The organism is Thioalkalivibrio versutus, assembly GCF_001999325.1.
Lineage (GTDB): Bacteria > Pseudomonadota > Gammaproteobacteria > Ectothiorhodospirales > Ectothiorhodospiraceae > Thioalkalivibrio > Thioalkalivibrio versutus.
In genome coordinates, this window is record NZ_MVAR01000013.1 from 1 (window position 1) to 18360 (window position 18360).

Annotated in this window: 13 protein-coding genes and 1 pseudogene; 8 read left to right on the forward strand and 6 right to left on the reverse strand. The window is 67.8% G+C overall.

Features of this window, described 5'->3' with window-relative positions; translation table 11 throughout:
- Positions 1 to 334 precede the first annotated feature (334 nt).
- The 4 genes from B0684_RS04740 to B0684_RS04760 all read right to left on the reverse strand — a co-directional run bounded on the left by B0684_RS04740 (position 335) and on the right by B0684_RS04760 (position 2098).
- Positions 335 to 733 (reverse strand): type II toxin-antitoxin system VapC family toxin, encoded by a 399-nt coding sequence (locus B0684_RS04740; protein WP_018650277.1) that lies wholly within the window; start codon positions 731 to 733, stop codon positions 335 to 337.
- Positions 730 to 957, reverse strand: coding sequence for a hypothetical protein (locus tag B0684_RS04745; RefSeq protein WP_018650276.1), 228 nt, complete (start codon positions 955 to 957; stop codon positions 730 to 732). The genes B0684_RS04740 and B0684_RS04745 overlap by 4 nt, the downstream gene beginning before the upstream one ends.
- 521 nt (positions 958 to 1478) lie before the next feature.
- Entirely contained in the window at positions 1479 to 1763 is a 285-nt protein-coding gene (nadS, locus tag B0684_RS04755) for a NadS family protein (RefSeq protein ID WP_018143862.1), read from the reverse strand.
- Positions 1763 to 2098, reverse strand: coding sequence for a type II toxin-antitoxin system RelE/ParE family toxin (locus B0684_RS04760; protein ID WP_026313065.1), 336 nt, complete (start codon positions 2096 to 2098; stop codon positions 1763 to 1765). Before B0684_RS04760 ends, nadS begins: the two co-directional genes overlap by 1 nt.
- A 56-nt stretch (positions 2099 to 2154) precedes the next feature.
- Between B0684_RS04760 and B0684_RS04765 the strand changes: the two are divergent.
- The 4 genes and pseudogenes from B0684_RS04765 to B0684_RS04790 form a co-directional block, all read left to right on the forward strand.
- Positions 2155 to 2469, forward strand: a pseudogene (locus tag B0684_RS04765) (sugar transferase); the annotation flags it as partial.
- Between the two features lie 329 nt (positions 2470 to 2798).
- Positions 2799 to 3128, forward strand: coding sequence for a type II toxin-antitoxin system RelE/ParE family toxin (locus tag B0684_RS04775; RefSeq protein ID WP_018650273.1), 330 nt, complete (start codon positions 2799 to 2801; stop codon positions 3126 to 3128).
- Positions 3128 to 3409: a helix-turn-helix domain-containing protein gene (locus B0684_RS04780; protein ID WP_017926249.1), complete on the forward strand. Its 282-nt coding sequence runs from the start codon at positions 3128 to 3130 to the stop codon at positions 3407 to 3409. Before B0684_RS04775 ends, B0684_RS04780 begins: the two co-directional genes overlap by 1 nt.
- Before the next feature lie 722 nt (positions 3410 to 4131).
- Positions 4132 to 4557 carry a restriction endonuclease gene (locus tag B0684_RS04790; protein WP_018650272.1) on the forward strand — a complete coding sequence of 142 codons (426 nt, stop codon included), beginning with the start codon at positions 4132 to 4134 and terminating at the stop codon, positions 4555 to 4557.
- A gap of 1625 nt (positions 4558 to 6182) precedes the next feature.
- On the opposite strand, the gene B0684_RS04795 is transcribed toward B0684_RS04790, so the two are convergent.
- Positions 6183 to 6389, reverse strand: a complete 207-nt coding sequence (locus B0684_RS04795) for a hypothetical protein (RefSeq protein WP_018145901.1) — start codon at positions 6387 to 6389, stop codon at positions 6183 to 6185.
- Between the two features lie 54 nt (positions 6390 to 6443).
- On the reverse strand, positions 6444 to 6668 hold the full coding sequence (locus B0684_RS04800; RefSeq protein WP_018169561.1) for a hypothetical protein: 225 nt from the start codon (positions 6666 to 6668) through the stop codon (positions 6444 to 6446).
- A 208-nt stretch (positions 6669 to 6876) separates the two neighbouring features.
- On the opposite strand from B0684_RS04800, the gene B0684_RS04805 reads away from it, so the two are divergent.
- The 4 genes from B0684_RS04805 to recB all read left to right on the forward strand — a co-directional run.
- Positions 6877 to 7374, forward strand: coding sequence for a DUF302 domain-containing protein (locus B0684_RS04805; protein WP_018176934.1), 498 nt, complete (start codon positions 6877 to 6879; stop codon positions 7372 to 7374).
- A gap of 308 nt (positions 7375 to 7682) precedes the next feature.
- Positions 7683 to 11003, forward strand: coding sequence for a putative bifunctional diguanylate cyclase/phosphodiesterase (locus B0684_RS04810; protein ID WP_026313064.1), 3321 nt, complete (start codon positions 7683 to 7685; stop codon positions 11001 to 11003).
- Positions 11004 to 11185: 182 nt separating this feature from the next.
- On the forward strand, positions 11186 to 14686 hold the full coding sequence (gene recC / locus B0684_RS04815) for an exodeoxyribonuclease V subunit gamma (protein ID WP_077276976.1): 3501 nt from the start codon (positions 11186 to 11188) through the stop codon (positions 14684 to 14686).
- A partial coding sequence (recB, locus tag B0684_RS04820; protein ID WP_077276975.1) for an exodeoxyribonuclease V subunit beta occupies positions 14683 to 18360 on the forward strand: 3678 nt, incomplete at its 3' end. The genes recC and recB, both read left to right, overlap by 4 nt.

Here is an 18360-nt window from a genome sequence, read left to right on the forward strand (position 1 = left end):
GGTGCTGCGGCCGGGATGACGGCAAGGGGTTACCACGGAGACTGCCTGCTCCGTCGCCCCGCAGGATTAACCTCCCGGGTCATCCCGGAAACGGCGAAGCCGTTATCCGGGATCTCCACCGTCCAGCGATAGCACAGTGGCTGTGGAATCCCATCCGTGCGCGATGCCGGCTCTTCGCTGCGCTGCGGCCGGGATGACGTTGTAGTGGTGGCGCTGCGGCCGCCGATGATGGATCGGCTGCGGGGGTTGGCTTTGGAGATCGCTTCGTCGCTTTGCTCCTCGCGATGACGGGTTGCAGTGGGGTGTGGTCGGGATGGCCGGAGGGGCTTGCGGGTCAGGTGAACCAGTCGGTGAGTGGGAGACTGGGGACCCGTTGGAACTCGGCTACGTTGTGGGTGACGAGGGTCGCGTTGTGGGCCAGGGCAGTGGCGGCGATCAGTGTGTCCATGGGGCCGATGGGTGTGCCCTGTTGCTCGAGTTGGGCGCGTATGCGGGCGGCATGGCTGGCGGTGGGTCGGTCAAACGGGAGGACGGTGACGACATCGAGTAGCTCGGCCAGCTGCTTTTGGCGTTTTTCGGGCTCGCTGGACTTGGCGATGCCGGTTTCGAGCTCGTACACCACAATGGCGGGAACGAGGACGTCGGAGGGTGCTGTGGCCAGCAGGTTTTCGGCGACCTTGCCGTGACCCTTGAAGAAATAGATCAGGGTGTTGGTGTCCAGGGCGTATTTCACAGCGCTTCGCGGGGGCTGTCCGGGGACGTGTCGCGCAGTTCCTCGGCCGTGGGGAAGTCATTCCATTGACCGGCCAGGGTGCGGACGGAGTCGGGCCACTCGGTTCGGGTGTTTTCTTCTACCAGCCGTGCGACGAAGCGGCTGACGGGGATGCCGGCCGATTGAGCGGCGCGCTTGAGGCGCTGTTCGTGGTCATTGTCGAGGTAGATGGTGACTTGGCCCATACATTCCTCCTGCTAAGCATATAAGTGGGATTATATGTTCGAGTGTATCGCCTGGCCAATCGTTCCGTGAATACGGGATGCACCGGGGAGGCGCTTGCTGGGGCTTCGAGCACCCTATGCCGCTGGCTTACGCTCCTGCTGCCATCCCGGCCGTAACGCAGCGGAGAGCCGGGATCTCGTACGTAAATGGTGGTACTGGCGTTGGTTTTTCTTCGACGTGGGACATCCCGGCTCTTCGCTTCGCTACGGCCGGGATGACGGGGTGGGGTGGTGCTGCGGCCGGGATGACATTGTAGTGGTGGCGCTGCGGCCGCGATGATGGATCGGGTGCGGGGGTGGCTCGTGGAGATCGCCGCGTCGCTTCGCTCCTCGCGATGACGGGGGAGGCGCTTGCGTTCGCCGTGTGGTGGGCGTCGGAGTGAGACTCGAAACCTACAGGCGTTACGCCACTACGCGGGCGAGGGTGGGCTTTGTGCGTTGAGAGGTTGGGCGAAGGGGTCGAGCTTTTCCCGCCGCTCGGGTCAGTGCGAGGCGAGTTCGGCGAAGTAGCTCGGGTTGGTCTGGATCGTTGCCAGTACCTTGGCTGCCAAGCCGGTGGGGTTGCGCCGTTTGGCTTCCCAGCTTTTGATGGTGTCGACGCTCGTTCCCATGGCTTTGGCAAATTCCGCCTGGGAAACGTGCAAGCTGGCCCGAATCGCCTTCACGTCCGCCACTTCGTGGCGGGTGACGCGGCTAGCCTTTGCCTTGCCCTGTTTGATATCGACTGCTTCCTGCAGTGATGTCTGGAGTTCGTCGTAGATATTCATCAGGAGGCTTCCTCCCTCAATTGGTCGGTGAGTATTTTTAATTTAGCCCTTTCGGCAGGCGTCAGGTTCTCTTTCGCGCTCTTGGGGTAGGCCAGTATCAGATAGATGGTCTCTGCGCTGGCCAGGAAGTAGATGACGCGAGCGCCGCCACGCTTTCCGTGATGGCCTAACCCCATACGGATCTTGCGCAGCCCACCCGTTCCCTGCATCACGTCGCCTTTATCGGGTTGGGCGATGAGCACGCGCTGGAGTTCTTTCAGTTCATCATCTGTGGCGATCGCCTGGAATTGTCGGGTGAAGGTTGGGGTCTCAATGAATTCAATGGCATGGCTCACTTGAGGCATATCCTTATGCCGGTTCTCGCTGGTGTACAGGGTACGCGTGGGCCCACTTCCAGCGCAAGACGAAGCTGGATCAACTGCCGCAGTTGTGGAATGTGCTGAAGGGCGAGATGAGCCTGGTGGGGCCGCGGCCGGGGCTGTTCAACCAGGAAGAGCTGTTGCAGGAGCGGGCGGTGCGCGGAGTGCTCGATGCGCGACCGGGGATTACTGGCCTGGCACAGATTCGCGGGATCGATATGTCCACGCCGCGCGAGCTGGCCGAGGTGGACCGTCAGATGCTGGATGCGCTGACGGTCCGGGCGTACTTCCGGTATCTGGTGCTGACGGTGCTGGGGCGGGGATCGGGGGACCGGGTTCGGCCGTAGTTCGGTTTGCGGGTTTCCGCACTACCTCACAGCCAGGTCCTATGCGTCGTCATCCCGGAAACCGCGTGGCGGTTATCCGGGATCTCTGGCGTGGGTGGTGGTACTGGCGTTTGGTGTTGGTCCGGCGTGGGAGATCCCGGCTCTTCGCTGCGCTACGGCCGGGATGACGAGGTGGGGTGGCGCTGCGGCCGGGATGACGTTGTAGTGGTGGCGCTGCGGCCGGGATGACGGGGTGGTGCTGCGGCCGGGATGGCGGGGTCGGTGGCGCTGCGGCTTGAGTGGCTTCGGGGACGGTATTACGCCATGGATGGCGAAGGAAGATAGCAAAAATGCGATATACTCCATGGAAGGTGCGTGTCGTACCGCTCGCCGAGAAGGAGATTAGGGCGCTGCCGCCGGATCTTCAGGCTCGCTATCTGCGGCTGGTAGATGTGATTCAGGACCACGGCCCGGGGGTGTTAGGTATGCCCCATGCGCGGCAGGTGGAGGGCAAGATCTGGGAGTTGCGGCTGAAGGGGCGTGACGGGATTGCTCGGGCCCTTTATGTCTGCGCAGCTTCACGCGAGGTGGTTGTTCTGCATGCCTTCGTGAAGAAAAGCCAGAAGACCCCGCGTCGGGCGATTGATACGGCCAGGAAGCGGTGGGAGGAGTATCTGTGATGAAGACCCATGAGGAACTGAAAGCCGAGCTGCTGGAAGACTCGGAGGTACGCCGCGAGTATGAGCAGCTGGGGCCGGAGTTCGAGTTCATCGAGGCGCTGCTCGACGCGCGCGCCAGGGCGGGCCTCAGCCAGGCAGAAGTCGCCCGACGCATGGGGACCACGCAGTCGGTGGTGGCGCGGCTGGAGGGTGGCCGGTCGGCCCCTACCTGGAAGACCCTTTGCCGGTATGCGGAGGCCACGGGGCGTCGGCTCCGACTGCATCTGGAGGATCGGGCCTGACCTCCTGAAGGTTCGGGCCCCCGGTATTGTGGGAGGCCAGCCCTCTGGCCGATCCGGCGTTGGCCTGGCCCCTCAAACCGGGCGCGGCATCCTTTGCTGTCTAGCACCCGCATCACGTCCCTCTCTTCGGCTTCCGGCACCCTCGAAAAGCCATATCTCCATCCTTCGTCATCCTGGAAAACGCGTTGCGGTTATCCGGGATCTCTGGCGTTGGTGGTGACTCTGGCGTTTGGTGTGGTTCCGACGTGGGAGATCCCGGCTCTTCGCTTCGCTACGGCCGGGATGACGGGGTAGGGTCGTTGCGGCCGGGATGGCATTTGCGTCGCCCGTGGAGATCGTCGCGTCGCTGCGCGCCTCGGGATGACAGAGTGGGGTGGGCGGTCGTGCCGTTTCGTTGAAAGGGCTGGTGGCTTTCGGGCTTTGGCGGGGGTTTCGCGGGCGAGCCCGCTCCCACGGGGTTAGGCCGGTGGTGGAGGGTGGCCTTGTACAGCGCGTCGTCGCCTTGCTCCTCGCGATGACGGATTGGTGCTGCGCCGGGCATGACCGGGTGGGGATGAGATCCTGTGGCTCGACGGGGGAATGGATGAGCGTTTCCGTGAGTGTGCAGCGAGCCTGCATGGGCGTCACCGCGCGTTGGCTGGGTGGAAACTCGATTCGGGCGTGTACATTCGGCAAGGTTCCGGTAGCGTTTGGGGTGTGGGCACTCCGGGAGGGCGATCAAGATGGACGATTGGACTGAGCGATTGGAACAACTGGGGACTGCGGACCGCGTTCGGCTGGTGCAAGGGTTGCTGCGCGCTATGGGGTATGTCGAGGTCGCGGTGCCGGAGGAGGATGCCCGCCAGTGGCTGGAGCGGGTGATGGTGCCTGCGGCGGGTGGCGAAGACCTGCCGCGGCTGGTGGTGGGTGTGGCGCGTGATCCGTCGGCGGAAACGGATTTGGACGAGCTGGAGGCCTTTGCCAGCGGTCGGCGTGCCGGGGACCGAGGGATGTACGTGAGCCCCGGCGGGTTTTCGGCCGAGGCGCGGGAGCGTGCGGCGGACTTGTCCGTTCCGGTCATGCTGCTGGAGCCGGCGGACCTGGCCGAGCGGTTGCGCCAGCACTGGGGATCCCTGGACCCGGATACGCAGGCGCTGTTGCAGGGCTGAGGGCCGCCCGGACCGAGGCGATCCATCGATTGGTTCGCAGAGGTGGGTTTGCACCCTGGCTGCTGGGGCTGCGACGCGCGGGGGTGCGCGCGGAGCCCTGAGCGCCTATCGGGGGTCGGGCCTTGTGCCGCAGGATTCTGTGTTTGTGGGCGCTCGCCGGTGGGTGCCTCGCCCCGGTGGCGGTTCAGGCCCTGGACCACTAGAGGGTGCCCTGGCCCCGGGATTTCGGGGGGGGGGGGCTTCACCCCTGCCGGAAAGCCACATTCCCATCCTTCGCGATCCCGGCAACCGCGGCCCAGGTAGCCGGTTGCCGGGATCTCGTGCGTTGGGGGTGACTTACGCGGTGGAGATCCCGGCTCTTCGCTGCGCTACGGCCGGGATGACGGGGTCGCGCTGCGGCTGGAGTGGAGGTAGCCGCTTGAGTATGTTGCGGGGGTTCGTCCCCGGCCTGGGTCGCATGTGCTCCAGGGCCGGTGCTCGGCGCCCGTAATTCCGGGATGCGGGATCGGAGAAACGGGTAGGGGCAGCCGTGTGTGGCACTCATGAGACCATGAGAATCCACCGTTGACAGGCGGACATGGACCGTTGGCGGGTTTTTCTGCTGCGGGGCTGGAATCCTCTACTTTATGTGCTAGTTTCTGTCGCGGGGACACGGAACGTTCCCGAAAGAGCCGCCCGGGCAAGGATGCTGGGGTGGCTCTTTCTCTTTCTGGGTGTGGTGAAGGAAGCCCGGCTTTCGGGCAGGTTGCCCCGCGACTGCTGGCCCTTCGGCGGCGATTCAAGATCTTCGACATTGGGGGTGATCCTGCGCTGGAGATCCCGGCTCTTCGCTGCGCTGCGGCCGGGATGACGGGGTAAGGGTGGCGCGGTGGCCGGGATGACGGGGGAGGGCCCGCCCCGGATTGACGAGGTGGGGAAGCGGCTTCGGGATGCCGGGTTCAGGCCTGGCGCCCTGGTGGGATGGCCTCGGTGGTTCGGGTGCCGCGGTGGGGCAGTACGGGCGGAAGAAGTGCGTTGGGTCGCGAATCACGGGCTGCGACGGGAGGCGAAACGACCGCTCAGGGGCGGAAATCGACCGCTGACGTATTTTCCGGGTGTGTGGATGGAATAATTTTGTCGCTGTGTTAATTTTTGCCGCGGGGACAAGGATGCCCCCGAAAGAGCCGCCTGGGCATGGACGCCGAGGCGGCTCTTTCTCTTTGCGGGTCTTGTGAAGGAGACGTGGCTTTCCGATGGGTGGGAGGCGCCGTTACAGGCTTGTCTCCGGTGATTCGGGGTCTTGGAGCCTGGAGGCGTGCCGGGTAGTACGGCCGGGCTAATGGGCGGGCGTTTGGGTCGATCGAGGAGATCGCCACGTCGCTTTGCTCCTCGCGATGGCGGGATTAAGGGCTGTGGTCGCGAGGAGAAGGATCCGGGGGATGTGCAGGGGTCGGGTCTGGCGGGGCGGCGCGGACTGCGGCGCTCCCACGAGGGTCGGGCCTTGCACCTTCTGTGGCTCCGGGCCGTGCAGGAGCCGAGCCGCTCGGCGATTGCGGGTTGGTTGGACCCGTATCGCCCAGGGGCCTGGTCTCTTGCAGCGGTGGTGGCACTGGGCCAGCCCCACGGGGTGTGGGGCGGGTGCCGGGTCAGTGGTCGGCGGGGGGCATGTATTCGTGGCGGATGTGGTCCGGTTGCTCCGGTAGTTGGATGCCGGCGTTTTCCAGGGCTTCGGTTAGCTCCTCGCACTCGTCGAGTTCGTCGGCGCGCTTCTTGAGCGTGGCCAGGGCGTCGGCGGCTTCCGCCTGGGGCATGGTGATGACGAGTTCCCCGTTTTCCGCTTTTTCCAGGTGCATGTGCTGCTCCTTAGTGTCTTGTGGTGAGTCGATGATGCCTTTGCGGCGGCAGGCTCAGTCCTCGATGGAGGGCTGCTTGGGGGCCTGCTCGTCGAAGGCATGCGGCGGCTGGCGGAATTCGTTTTCCAGCTCGTAGATGCCGTCTTGCAGCACGGAGCCCAGTGCCCGCGCGCCGTTGCTGATCTCGCCTTCGAGCTCGGTGATGTTTTCGGCGATGCCCTTCGCGGTCTTCTTGTCGATCTTCAGGGTGACCGTTCCGTCCTTCAGTGTGGCTTCCATGTCGATCTCCTGGTTGCGATGTTGGTGACGTCGGTTGTGCCCGTGTAGAACGGGTCTGATTCGTGTTCGGTTGACCTGCATCAAGATAGCCGGGCTCGTTGGGCGCTATCCTGTATAACCGTTGCTGCCTCCAACGTACCGAAGAGGCAGCCGATCACGAGCATTCCCGCTTCCCGGGAAAGGAGAAACCATGATGCATTCTAAAGTGATGACCATGCGCCACGGCCCGCGGTTCCTCGCACTGGTGGCGATGCTGCTGGCGCTGGCGTTCGTCGGTGCGGCGCAGGCCGATAACCATGGCGACCAGCAGCCGGAGATGGTGAAGGTGACGCAGAGCCCGCATTCGTTCCCGGAGACCCTGGCCGCGTTCGAGCGCGAGGCGTCCGAGGCCGGCTGGAGCATCCTGAACCGCAACAACATGGCCGGGACGCTGTCCGAGCGCGGTTTCACCATTGATCCGGTGGTGATCCTGGACGTCTGCAGCGGGCGCTACAGCGCGCAGATCCTGGAAGAGGATGCGTATCGCCCGGTTTCCGCCTTCATGCCCTGCCGGGTGAGCATCTATCAGGACAGCCAGGGGGATGTGTTCATCTCGCGGATGAATGTCCCGGACTTCCTGCCGATGATGCCGGAAGGCGTGGCCGAGGTGATGGAGAAGTCTTCCGAGGAGATCGAGGCGATTATCGAGCGGGCCATCGCCGAGTAACGCAATCCGGTACAGTCCTGTACCGCAGGCCGGGCGTCAGGCTGGATTGGATCTGACGTGCCCGGTGCAATGGGGCCCGCTTCGGCGGGTCCCTTGTTGTTGGGGTCGAGGGATGACGGCCCGCCGGTTCCCCTGGAATGTGCAATGAACGCTTGAATGGAGACGGGGTGCCCCCCGATGCAGATGCCGTTGGCATTGACGAGAAGCGACGCGACTAGCAGGGATTCGGCCCGATGGGGCGCCGCGCCGGCCGGCAACGGGGCGCGGCGCTTTTTTGCGTCCGCGTCGAGCGCGTGCGGGCACCGCCGATGACGACCCGGCGTCAGGTGTCGCGGCGCTTCGCGGCCGGGTGGATCGCGGGTGCCTATGTCGTGCTGGGGCTGTTGTGGATTGCCCTGTCCGATGTGGCGCTGGCCTGGTGGGCGGGGGCGGACATCACGACCGCCCTGACACGGGTGAACCTGGGCAAGGGCTTTGGGTTCGTGCTGGTTTCCGGGGCGCTGCTTTATCTGGCGATGCGCTGGTTGCCGGCCTGGCGCGACGAGGCGCCGGGTACGGGTGCGCGCGAGGAGCTGGCGCGTTTCGGCTCCTGGCCCTGGCTGGTGCTGGCCGTGGCGGTGATCGCCTCCACCGCAGGGGTAGGGCTGGGCGCGTGGCATTTGCAGGGGGCTGCCGCCGAATCGCAGGCGCATGAGGATCTGCAACGCGCGGCTTTTTTGAAGGGCGGCGTGATCGACCAATGGCTGGCGGAGCGCACCGGCGACGCGATGGTTCTGGGCGAGGCGCGGGGCTTCAACCTGTTCGCGGTCACGGCCCTGGAGCGGCGTTCGACGCTGGCGCTGGAGCAGGTGCTCGATCGCCTGGAGCTGATGCGCACGGCTTATGATTACGACAGCGTGGCCCTGCTGGATGCGGATCGTCAGCCGGTGATCGAACTGGGCCGCAGTGCCCTCGACGAGGCCGCGATGGACGCGGTGCTGCGCGAGGTGCGTCGCAGTGGCGAGACCAGTGAGCCGATCCTGCACGCGGACCCGGACCGGCGCCCGCGGATCAGCTGGGCGGTGCCGGTGCGCGACCGGGCGGCGCCGCAGGATCCGGTGGTGGGACTGGTGCTGCTGTCATCGACGCTCGAGAACCTGCATCCGTTGCTGACCCTGACCGCGAACCGTAACGGCATGGATGCCCAGGCGCATATCGTGGTGCGCGAGGGTGACCAACGCGCCATGATTGCCCGGATCACCGAGTCCGGGGGCCTGATTATCCCGGCGCCTGCGGCCTTCCCCCGGCTGCGCGAACGGGTCCTGGATCATCCCCGTGCCGAGGTTGTGATCGAGCGCTTTGAGGATGCGGACAGTCCGTTCCTTGCCGGTATACAGGGGCTGGAACCCGCGGGCTGGGACCTGGTGCTGAAGCGCGATCTCGACGCGCTTCAGGCGCTGCCACGGCAGCAGGCGGCGTGGGCGGCCGGGGCCACGCTGTTCGTCTGGCTGGTCGTGCTCGGGGCGGGGGCGTTGCTGTGGCGTCAGCAGTGGTTGCGGCGCAACCTGGTCCTGGTGCGGGCTCACGCCGATCAAGATCGGCTGCTCGGGATCTTTTTCGATATGCCGTTTGTCGGCATGGCGATTTCCGGGCCGCGGGGTCAGGGCTGGGAGCGCGTGAATGCGTGCCTGGCCGACATGCTGGGTTATGCGCCGGACGAGCTGGCGGCGATGGACTGGGACCGCCTGGCCATACCCGAGGATCGTGGCTGCGAGGCGGTGCTGGACGCCGAGATGCGCCGCGGCGACCGTCCGGGCTATAGCGTGGTGAAGCGCCTGCTGCGCCGTGACGGGCGGGTGATGGTCGCGGATATCGACGTGAAGTGCAGCCGCACGCCGCAGGGCGAGCTGGACCGGGTGGTGGCGACGGTCGGGGACATCACCGAACAGCGCGAACAGGAAGAGCGGCAGCGCCTGGCCTCGGTGGTGTTCGAGAACACCCGAGAAGGGGTGGTGATTACGGATGCCAGCGCCCATATCCTGTCGGTGAACCGGGCCTTTACCCAGCTGATGGGATACACCCAGGACGAGGTGGTGGGGCACACGCCGAAGATGTTCCAGTCCGGGCGCCACGATCAGGCGTTCTACACCAACATGTATCACGAGCTGCAGGTGAACGGTCACTGGCAGGGCGAGATCTGGAACCGGCGCAAGAACGGCGAGATCTTCCCGGAGTTGCAGAGCATTACCGCGGTGCGCAACGAGCAGGGCCACCTTACACATTACGTGTCGGTGTTCGCGGATATCTCGCGGATCAAGGCGTCGGAGGCGGAGCTCGACTTCCTCGCGCATCACGATCCGCTGACCGAGCTGCCGAATCGCCGCTTGCTGCGCGCACGCCTGACGCACGGCATCTCGTTGATGCGTCGCCGCCAGGGGCATCTGGCGCTACTGTTCGTGGATATCGACCGCTTCAAGGACATCAACGACAGCCAGGGCCACGCCGCGGGCGACCGCTTGCTGAAGATCGTCGGTGAGCGCCTGCAGGTGGGGCGGCGCGGGACCGATACCGTTGCCCGCCTGGCGAGCGACGAGTTCGCGGTGCTGGTGGAGAACCTGGGGCATGTGGACGATGCCGCGCTGGTGGCGGAGAACATCATCCGCGAGGTGGGCTACCCCTGTGATCTCGGCAACGGCGTGGAGATGGAGATTGCCGCGACGGTTGGCATCGCGGTCTTCCCCGACCATGGGGTGGATGCCGACACCCTGCTGCAGCAGGCGAGTACCGCGCTGTCACAGGCCAAGATGGACGGGCGCGGCAGCTATCGGTATTACTCCGACGAGTTCACCCGTGCGGCACGCGAGCGCATTGACCTGTCGGCGCGCCTGCGCCGCGCCATCGAGGCGGATGCGCTGGAGGTCCACTACCAGCCGCAGTACAACGTCGAGGACGGGCGTCTGCTGGGGGCGGAGGCGCTGTTGCGCTGGACCGATCCCGAGCTGGGTCCGATCTCGCCGGGGCGCTTTATCCCGCTGGCCGAGCAGACGGGCCTGATCGTGGAGCTGGGGGGCTGGGTGCTGCGCCGGGTGATCGAACAGGGCCATCGCTGGCGCGCGGCGGGCTATCCGCCGATCCGCCTGGCGGTGAATGTCTCGGCGCTGCAGTTCCAGCGGGTGCCGATCGACCAGCAGGTGGGCCAGTTGCTGGAGGACTTCGAGTTCCCGGCGGATCAACTGGAACTGGAGATCACCGAGTCCGCGCTGATGGCGGACCCGAGCCGGGCCCGGCGCATCCTGCAGCGCCTGCGCGAGCGCGGGGTGCACTTTGCGATCGACGACTTCGGCACCGGGTACTCCTCCATGGCGCAGCTCAAGCGTTTCCCGGTGGATACGCTCAAGATCGACAAGAGCTTCGTCGACGGCCTGGCCGAGGACGATGCGGCCGGCAGCGCGGACGATCGCTCCATTGCCCGCTCCATCGTTGGCCTGGGCCATGGCCTTGGGCTGACCGTGCTGGCGGAAGGCGTGGAGACCGCAGCCCAGCTCGCGGTTCTGCGCGAGCTGGGCTGTGACCACTATCAGGGGTTCTACGCCAGCCGCCCGGTGCCGGCGCTCGAGTTCGAGGCCTTGCTGGCTGCGCCTCGGGCCTGAAGCCTGTTGCCTTGAGGATAGCCCGGATTTCACGCCGTAACGGTGAATACCGCGACGGGGATCGTCGCCTGGGGATGGTAGGGTAGGCGCATCTGGACCACGCGGGCCTTGAGGCCTTGCGCGGTATTTCCCGAATGGATCAAGGAGCCGGGTTGGTGGAGTCGCGCGAGTTGCAGCCAGGGATGGTGGTGCTGCATGGCAATCAGCTGGAGTCGCTGCGCACGCTGGCGGTGGAGTGGATGCGCCGTGCGCCGCTCGGTCCGCTGGAGAACGAGACCATCCTGGTGCAGAGCAACGGCATGGCGCAGTGGCTGCGGCATGCCCTGGCCGCGCCGCCGGATGCCGACCCGCCGGGCTGCGGGATCGCGGCGGCGCTGGACATGCAGTTGCCGTCGCGCTTCGTGTGGTCGGCCTATCGTGCGGTCCTGGGGGCCGAGGCCGTTCCGCTGGAATCCCCGTACGCCAAGCGGCCGCTGACCTGGCGGCTGATGCGCCTGCTGCCGGAGTGCCTGGCGCAGGAGGCCTTTGCACCGCTGCGCCAGTTCCTGCAGGACGACGATCCGGGGCAGGGGGGCGACCTGCGCAAGCGTTTCCAGCTGGCCGAGCGCCTGGCGGACCTGTTCGATCAGTACCAGGTGTACCGCGCTGACTGGCTGACCGACTGGGCGGCCGGACGCGACAGCCTGCGTGACGCCCGCGGGCAGGAGCGCGAGCTGGCGCCCGGGCAGCGCTGGCAGGCCGATCTGTGGCGCCTGCTGCAGGCGGATATCGGCGTCGCGCAGGAGGGCGTGAGTCGCTCGACCGTGCATGCCCGCTACATGGATGCGGTGCGCGCGCTGGAGCAGCGCCCGGCGGGCCTGCCCCGGCGGATCATCGTGTTCGGCATCTCTTCGCTGCCGGGGCAGATCCTGGAGGCGCTGGAGGGCCTGGCGCGCTTCTGCCAGGTGCTGGTCTGCGTGCACAACCCCTGCGAGTACTACTGGGCCGACATCGTCGCCGACAAGGACCTGCTGCGCGCCACGCGCCGGCGCCAGGCGCGCAAGGCGGGCATGCCCGAGGCCCTCGACGAGGCGGAGCTGCACAACCACGCCCACCCGCTGCTGGCGGCCTGGGGCAAGCAGGGACGCGACTACATCGGGCTGCTGGACGAACACGACGACCCCGAGCACTACGGCCGGGTGCTGCGCACGCTGGACTGGGAGCGCGTGGACGTCTTCGAGCCGCACGGCACGCGCGGGCCGGAGGACTGCCTGCTGCACCAGCTGCAGGAGGACATCCGCGAGCTGCGCCCACTCGCCGAGACCCGGGAGACCTGGCCCGCGGTCCCGGCGGAGGACCATTCCATCCAGTTCCACGTGGCGCACAGCCCGCTGCGCGAGGTGGAGCTACTGCACGACCGGCTGCTGGATCACTTCGAGCGCGACTCGTCGTTGCGCCCGCGCGACGTGATCGTGATGGTGCCGGACATCGATCAGTACGCCCCGCACATCGAGGCGGTGTTCGGCCAGCCGGAGACCGATGATCCGCGTTTTATCCCGTACACGCTGTCGGACCAGGGGCCGCGCGGTCGCGATCCGGTGCTGATTGCGCTGGAGCAGTTGTTGTCGCTGCCGGAGAGCCGGATGGGCGTCAGTGAGCTGCTGGACCTGCTGGATGTGCCCGCGGTGCGCCGGCGCTTTGGCATCGCGGAGGAGGACCTGGGTCAGCTTCACCGCTGGGCCGAGGGGTCGGGCGTGCGCTGGGGGCTGGATGCCGCACAGCGCGCCGGGCTGGGCCTGCCCGAGGGGCTGGAGCAGAACACCTGGCGCTTCGGCCTGCGGCGGATGCTGCTGGGCTACGCCCTGGGCGACCAGGGTCCGTGGCAGGGCCTGGAGCCCTACGACGAGATCGGCGGGCTGAGTGCCGCGCTGCTGGGGCCGCTGGACGCCCTGATCACCGCCCTGGAGGATGCCTGGGCGTGGCTGCGCCAGGCGCATGCGCCGGCAGACTGGGCCGTGCATCTGGGCGGGCTGCTGGAGCAGTTCTTCGCGGCCGAGACCGATGCCGAGCTGTTCACCCTGGAGCAGCTGGGTGAGGCCCTGGATCAATGGCGCGAGGACTGCGCGACGGCCGGACTGGAAGAGGCGTTGCCGCTGGCGGTGGTGCGCGAGCAGTGGCTGGCCAGCCAGGACGATTCCGGGGTGGGCCAGCGCTTCCTCGCCGGGCAGGTGAACTTCTGCACGTTGATGCCGATGCGGGCGATCCCGTTCCAGGTGGTCTGTCTGCTGGGGATGAACGACGGCGACTACCCGCGCAGCCCGACGCCGGTGGACTTCGACCTGATGGCGAACGACTACCGCCCGGGCGATCGCTCGCGGCGCGAGGACGACCGCTACCTGTTCCTGGAGGCGCTGCTCTCCGCGCGGCGCCAACTGCATGTGAGCTGGGTAGGGCGGCATGTGCGCGACAACGAGCCGCGCCCGCCGTCGGTGCTGGTGGGCCAGCTGCGTGATCACCTGGCGGCGGGCTGGGGGCTGGCCGGGTCCGACGGGCCGGAGGCCGGCCCGGCCCTGGTGGACCACCTGACCACCTGGCACCCGCTGCAGCCGTTCTCCCCGGTGAATTTCCCCGCAACAGACGCCGCCGACGCTCGGCACTTTACCTACGCGCGGGAGTGGGAGGCGGTGCACGACCCGGCGCCGGGCGCTGCGGCGGATGCCGCTGGTGGCGCCCCCGCGGCGGTGCCGTTGCTGGAGGCCGAGCGCGAGCCGCGCGCCCTGGGGCCGGAGGCACTAACGCGCTTTCTGCGCTTCCCGGTGGAGGCGTTCTTCCGCCATCGTCTGGGGGTGTTTTTCGACGAGGAGGAAGAGGCCGGCGACGACCTGGAACCCTTTGGCCTGGCCGGGCTGGAGCAGTGGCAGGTGCGTCAGCAACTGGTCGCGGCGGCACTCGAGACCACCGACGACGCGGAGGCCTGGCCGAGCATCCTGGAGGCGGAGTCGGCCCGGCTGCAGCGCGCGGGCCGGCTGCCGCTGGGTGCGGCAGGCGAGCTGGAGCGCGGCGCGATGGTGGAGGAGGCCGCGCGGCTTCTGGAGCGGATCGGCGAGCGCTATGCGCTGTACCCCGAGTCGCTGCCGGCCGCGCGGCCCCTGCGTCTGGAACACGAGCACTGGGGCCTGGAGGCCGTGCCACCCGCCCTGCGCAGCGACGGGCAGGCGCGGGTATGCCTCGACTACACCGCGAGCCGCATCGGTGATGGCAAGAAGTGGCGCTTCGACAAGCTGATGGCGCCCTGGGTGATGCATCTGCTGGCGAACGCCGGGGCGGGCGGCGTGGGCTCCGAACTGGTTGGACTGGACAAGCGCCTGGAGCTCCCGGGGCTGGAGCCGGGGCTGGCCGAGGAGTTGCTGGGGACGCTGCTGGAGGCCTGGGCGGCCGGCCAGGAGCGGCCGCTGCCGCTGGCCTGCGCCGCCGCCTTTGCCTGGCTCGGGGCGGAGGAGGGATCGAAGGATCCGTATGACGAGGCGCTGAAGACCCTGACCGGGAACGACTTCGCCGCCGGCGAATGGTCGCGCAGCCCGGCGCTGGCGCGTGCCTGGCCCGCCCCCGAGACCCTGCTGGACGACCCGGACTTTGCCTTCTGGCGCGACCGGATCTACCGGCCGGTGTTTTTCGTGGTGAATCAGGCGGAGGACCCTGCATGAGCGCGACCGCCCACAAGCTGGATCTGCTGGGGCTGCCCCTGCACGGCAGCCGCCTGATCGAGGCGAGTGCCGGCACCGGCAAGACCTACACCATCGCCGCGCTGTACCTGCGCCTGGTGCTGGGGCACGGCGAGCTGCCCGAGGGCACTGATGCCCTGACGCCACCGCAGATCCTGGTGATGACCTTTACCGACGCGGCGACCCAGGAACTGCGCGAGCGCATCCGCGACGCGCTGGCGATCGCCGCGCGCGTGTTCCGCGCGCAGGACCCGGACGCGGTGCCGGGCGTGCAGGACATCCACAAGCAGTTGCGCGCCGAATATGCCGAGGCAGAGCGTCCGGGCGCCGCGCGCCGGCTGGAGCTGGCGGCGGAGTGGATGGACGAGGCCGCGGTGTCCACCATTCATGGCTGGTGCTATCGCATGCTGCGCGAGCATGCCTTCGACAGCGGGAGCCTGTTCACCCAGGACCTGGCGAGCGACCAGCAGGAGTTGCTGGCGGACGCGGCGCGCGACTACTGGCGCCGCTTTGTCTACCCGCAGCCGGCGGCGCCACTCGCGCTGCTGCGCAACGCCTTCGGTGCTGATCCCGACACGTTGCTGCAGAAGATCCGGCCGCTGGTCGGGCATCTCCCGGCCCACACGGCGGATGCCGAACTGGAGACGCCGGACGGGTTGACGGCTGCATTGGGCGATCGGCTGGCGCGGCTGGAGGCCATGAAGCGGCCCTGGCGCGAGGCGTTTGCGGCGGTGGCCGCGCAGTTCGAGACGCTGCGCAACTCGGTGCTGAACAAGCAGAAGTACAGCAACCCGGAGAAGCTGTTGGGGGCCATGCGCGACTGGGCGGCGGACCCCGGCGCACTGCGGCCAGGCGGGGTCTCCGGCGACTCGCCCCTGGAGCGTTTCAGTGCGGCCGGAATGCAGACGCGGCTGAAGGCGGGGCAGGCGCTGCCGGACGATCTGCATCCGGCCTTCGCGGCGCTGGACGATCATGCCGAGGTCTGTGTGGACGACCGCGAGCGCCTGTTGCAGGCGGCCGCGCGGCAGGTGGACGCGCGGTTTCGCCAGGCACAGCGTCAACGCGCGCAGATGGGTTTCAACGACCTGCTGACCCGGCTGCGTGACGCCCTGGACGGACCCGGTGGCGAACACCTGGCAGCGACCCTGCGCGCCCAGTTCCCGGTGGCGCTGGTCGACGAGTTCCAGGATACCGATCCGGTGCAGTATCGGATCTTCCACCGCGTCTACCGCATCGACGAGAACCCGCGCGATCTGGGCGTGCTGCTGATCGGCGACCCCAAGCAGTCGATCTATCGCTTTCGCGGGGCGGATATCCATACCTATCTCGCCGCGCGCGCGGCCACCGCCGGGCGGCACTACACGCTGGAGCGAAACTTCCGGTCGACCGATGCCCTGGTGCAGGGCGTGAACCGGCTGTTCCAGCATGCCGAGGACTGGCAGGACGGGGCCTTCCTGTTCCGCTCGGGAACGGAGAACCCCTTGCCGTTTCTGCCGGTGGACGCGAACGGCCGCCCGGAGGCCTTTGAGACCGACGGACAGGCGGTGCCGGCCGTTACGCTGTGGTGCCATGACCCGGGCGAGCCGGTGGGCAAGGGCGCCTATCGCGAGCGCATGGCGCAGGCCTGCGCCAGCTACATGGTGGAACTGCTCAACGGCGGGATGGCCGGTCGCTGTGGCTTCCGCAAAGGTGAGGAATTGACCGGGGTACGGCCACGCGACATGGCGGTGCTGGTGCGCGGGCGTGGCGAGGCGGATGCGATCCGTGCCGAGCTGCGCCGGCGGGGTGTGCGCAGTGTGTACCTGTCCGATCGCGAGTCGGTGTATGCGACCGCCGAGGCGGGAGACCTGCTGCGCTGGTTGCGCGCCTGCGCCGAGCCGACCAGTGAACGCCTGCTGCGCGCGGCGCTGGCGACCGCGACGCTGGGGCAGTCGCTGGCCGAACTGCATCGGCTGACGCTGGACGAGCTGGCGTGGGAGGTCCGCGTCGAGCAGTTCCGCGACTATCGGCGGCTGTGGCAGTCGCGCGGGGTGCTGCCGATGCTGCGCCGCCTGCTGCACGACTTCGAGGTCCCGCGCCGGCTGCGGGCCACGGCCGAGGGCGAGCGTGCCCTGACCAATCTGCTGCATCTGAGCGAGCTGTTGCAGCAGGCGGCCGCCGAGCTGGATGGCGAGCAGGCGCTGATCCGGCACCTGACAGAACATCGCGGCGGCGAAGGCGAGACCGGGGAGGAGCAGGTCCTGCGTCTGGAGAGCGACGAGGACCTGGTCAAGGTGGTTACGCTGCACAAGTCCAAGGGGCTGGAGTATCCGCTGGTGTTCCTGCCGTTCGTCTGCAATTTCCGTCAGACGGATACGGCCAAGGACGTGCCCTACCGCGATCATCCGCCGCAGGGTGGGGCGCGCTGGGTATTCCGCATGGACGGCGAGGTGTTCGAGCGCGCCGAGCGCGAGCGCCTGGCCGAGGACCTGCGCCTGCTGTATGTGGGCATGACCCGGGCGCGGCATGCCTGCTGGCTGGGGATTGCGCCGATCGTCTCCGGAAACAGCAAGACCAATCACTTCGACCGCACCGCGGCCGGATATCTGCTGGCCGGACCCGGAGGGGTGCAGGATGGCGGGTTGGAGGTTGCGCTGCGGGATGCAGCCGGCGACGCATCGGCGATTCATGTGGGCCCCCTGCCGGAGGCGAGCGCGGTGGCCGCGCAGATGGGCAGTGCCACGACCGCGACGGGGCCGGCCCGGGTGCCGCCGACGCGCCGCTTCGAGCGCTGGTGGGTGGCCAGCTACAGTGCGATTGCCGTGCACGACGAGGGGGTCGCGCCGGTGGCCCCCGACTCGGCGCGCGAGGACGTGCTGCGCGAGGGGGTGGCGGATGCGAGTCGGCCGCCGCTGGAGGCGCCGGAGCCCGAGTCGCGCGCGGCCAGTGGGCTGCATGCCTTCCCGCGCGGGCCCGGGCCCGGCACCTTCCTCCACGGGCTGCTGGAGTGGGCGGCGGAGCAGGGGCTCGCCGCGCAGTCGGCAGATCCCGAACGGATGGCGCAGGAGATCGCGACACGCTGCGAGCGGCGGGGCTGGGGGGAATGGGCAGAGACGGTCGCGGACTGGATGCAGCAGTTGCTTGCGGTCGCCTTCCCGCTGGAGGACGGCGAACATTTCAGTCTGGGCGGCCTGACCACCTATCAGCCGGAGCTGGAGTTCCTGTATCCGACGCGCAACCTGCAGGCGGGCGAGCTGGATCAGGGGGTCCGCGCGCAGATCCTGGCCGGACAGCCGCGCCCGCCGCTGGGGAACGTGACCCTGAACGGGATGCTGAAGGGATTCGTCGATCTGGTCTTCGAGCACGGCGGGCGCTATTACGTGGCCGACTACAAGTCCAACTGGCTGGGGACTTCGGCGCAGGCCTACAGCGCGGAACGCCTGCAGGCGGCGGTGCTGGAACACCGCTACGACCTGCAGCTGGTGCTCTACACCCTGGCACTGCATCGCCAGCTGGCCGCACGCCTGCCGGGCTACGACTATGACCAGCACATGGGTGGCGGGGTGTACCTGTTCCTGCGTGGCGTGGGTGCGCCGGGGCACGGGGTGTTCCACCACTGTCCGCCGCGTGCACTGATTGAATGGCTGGATCACCGCATGGCGGCCGGTCCGGACCGG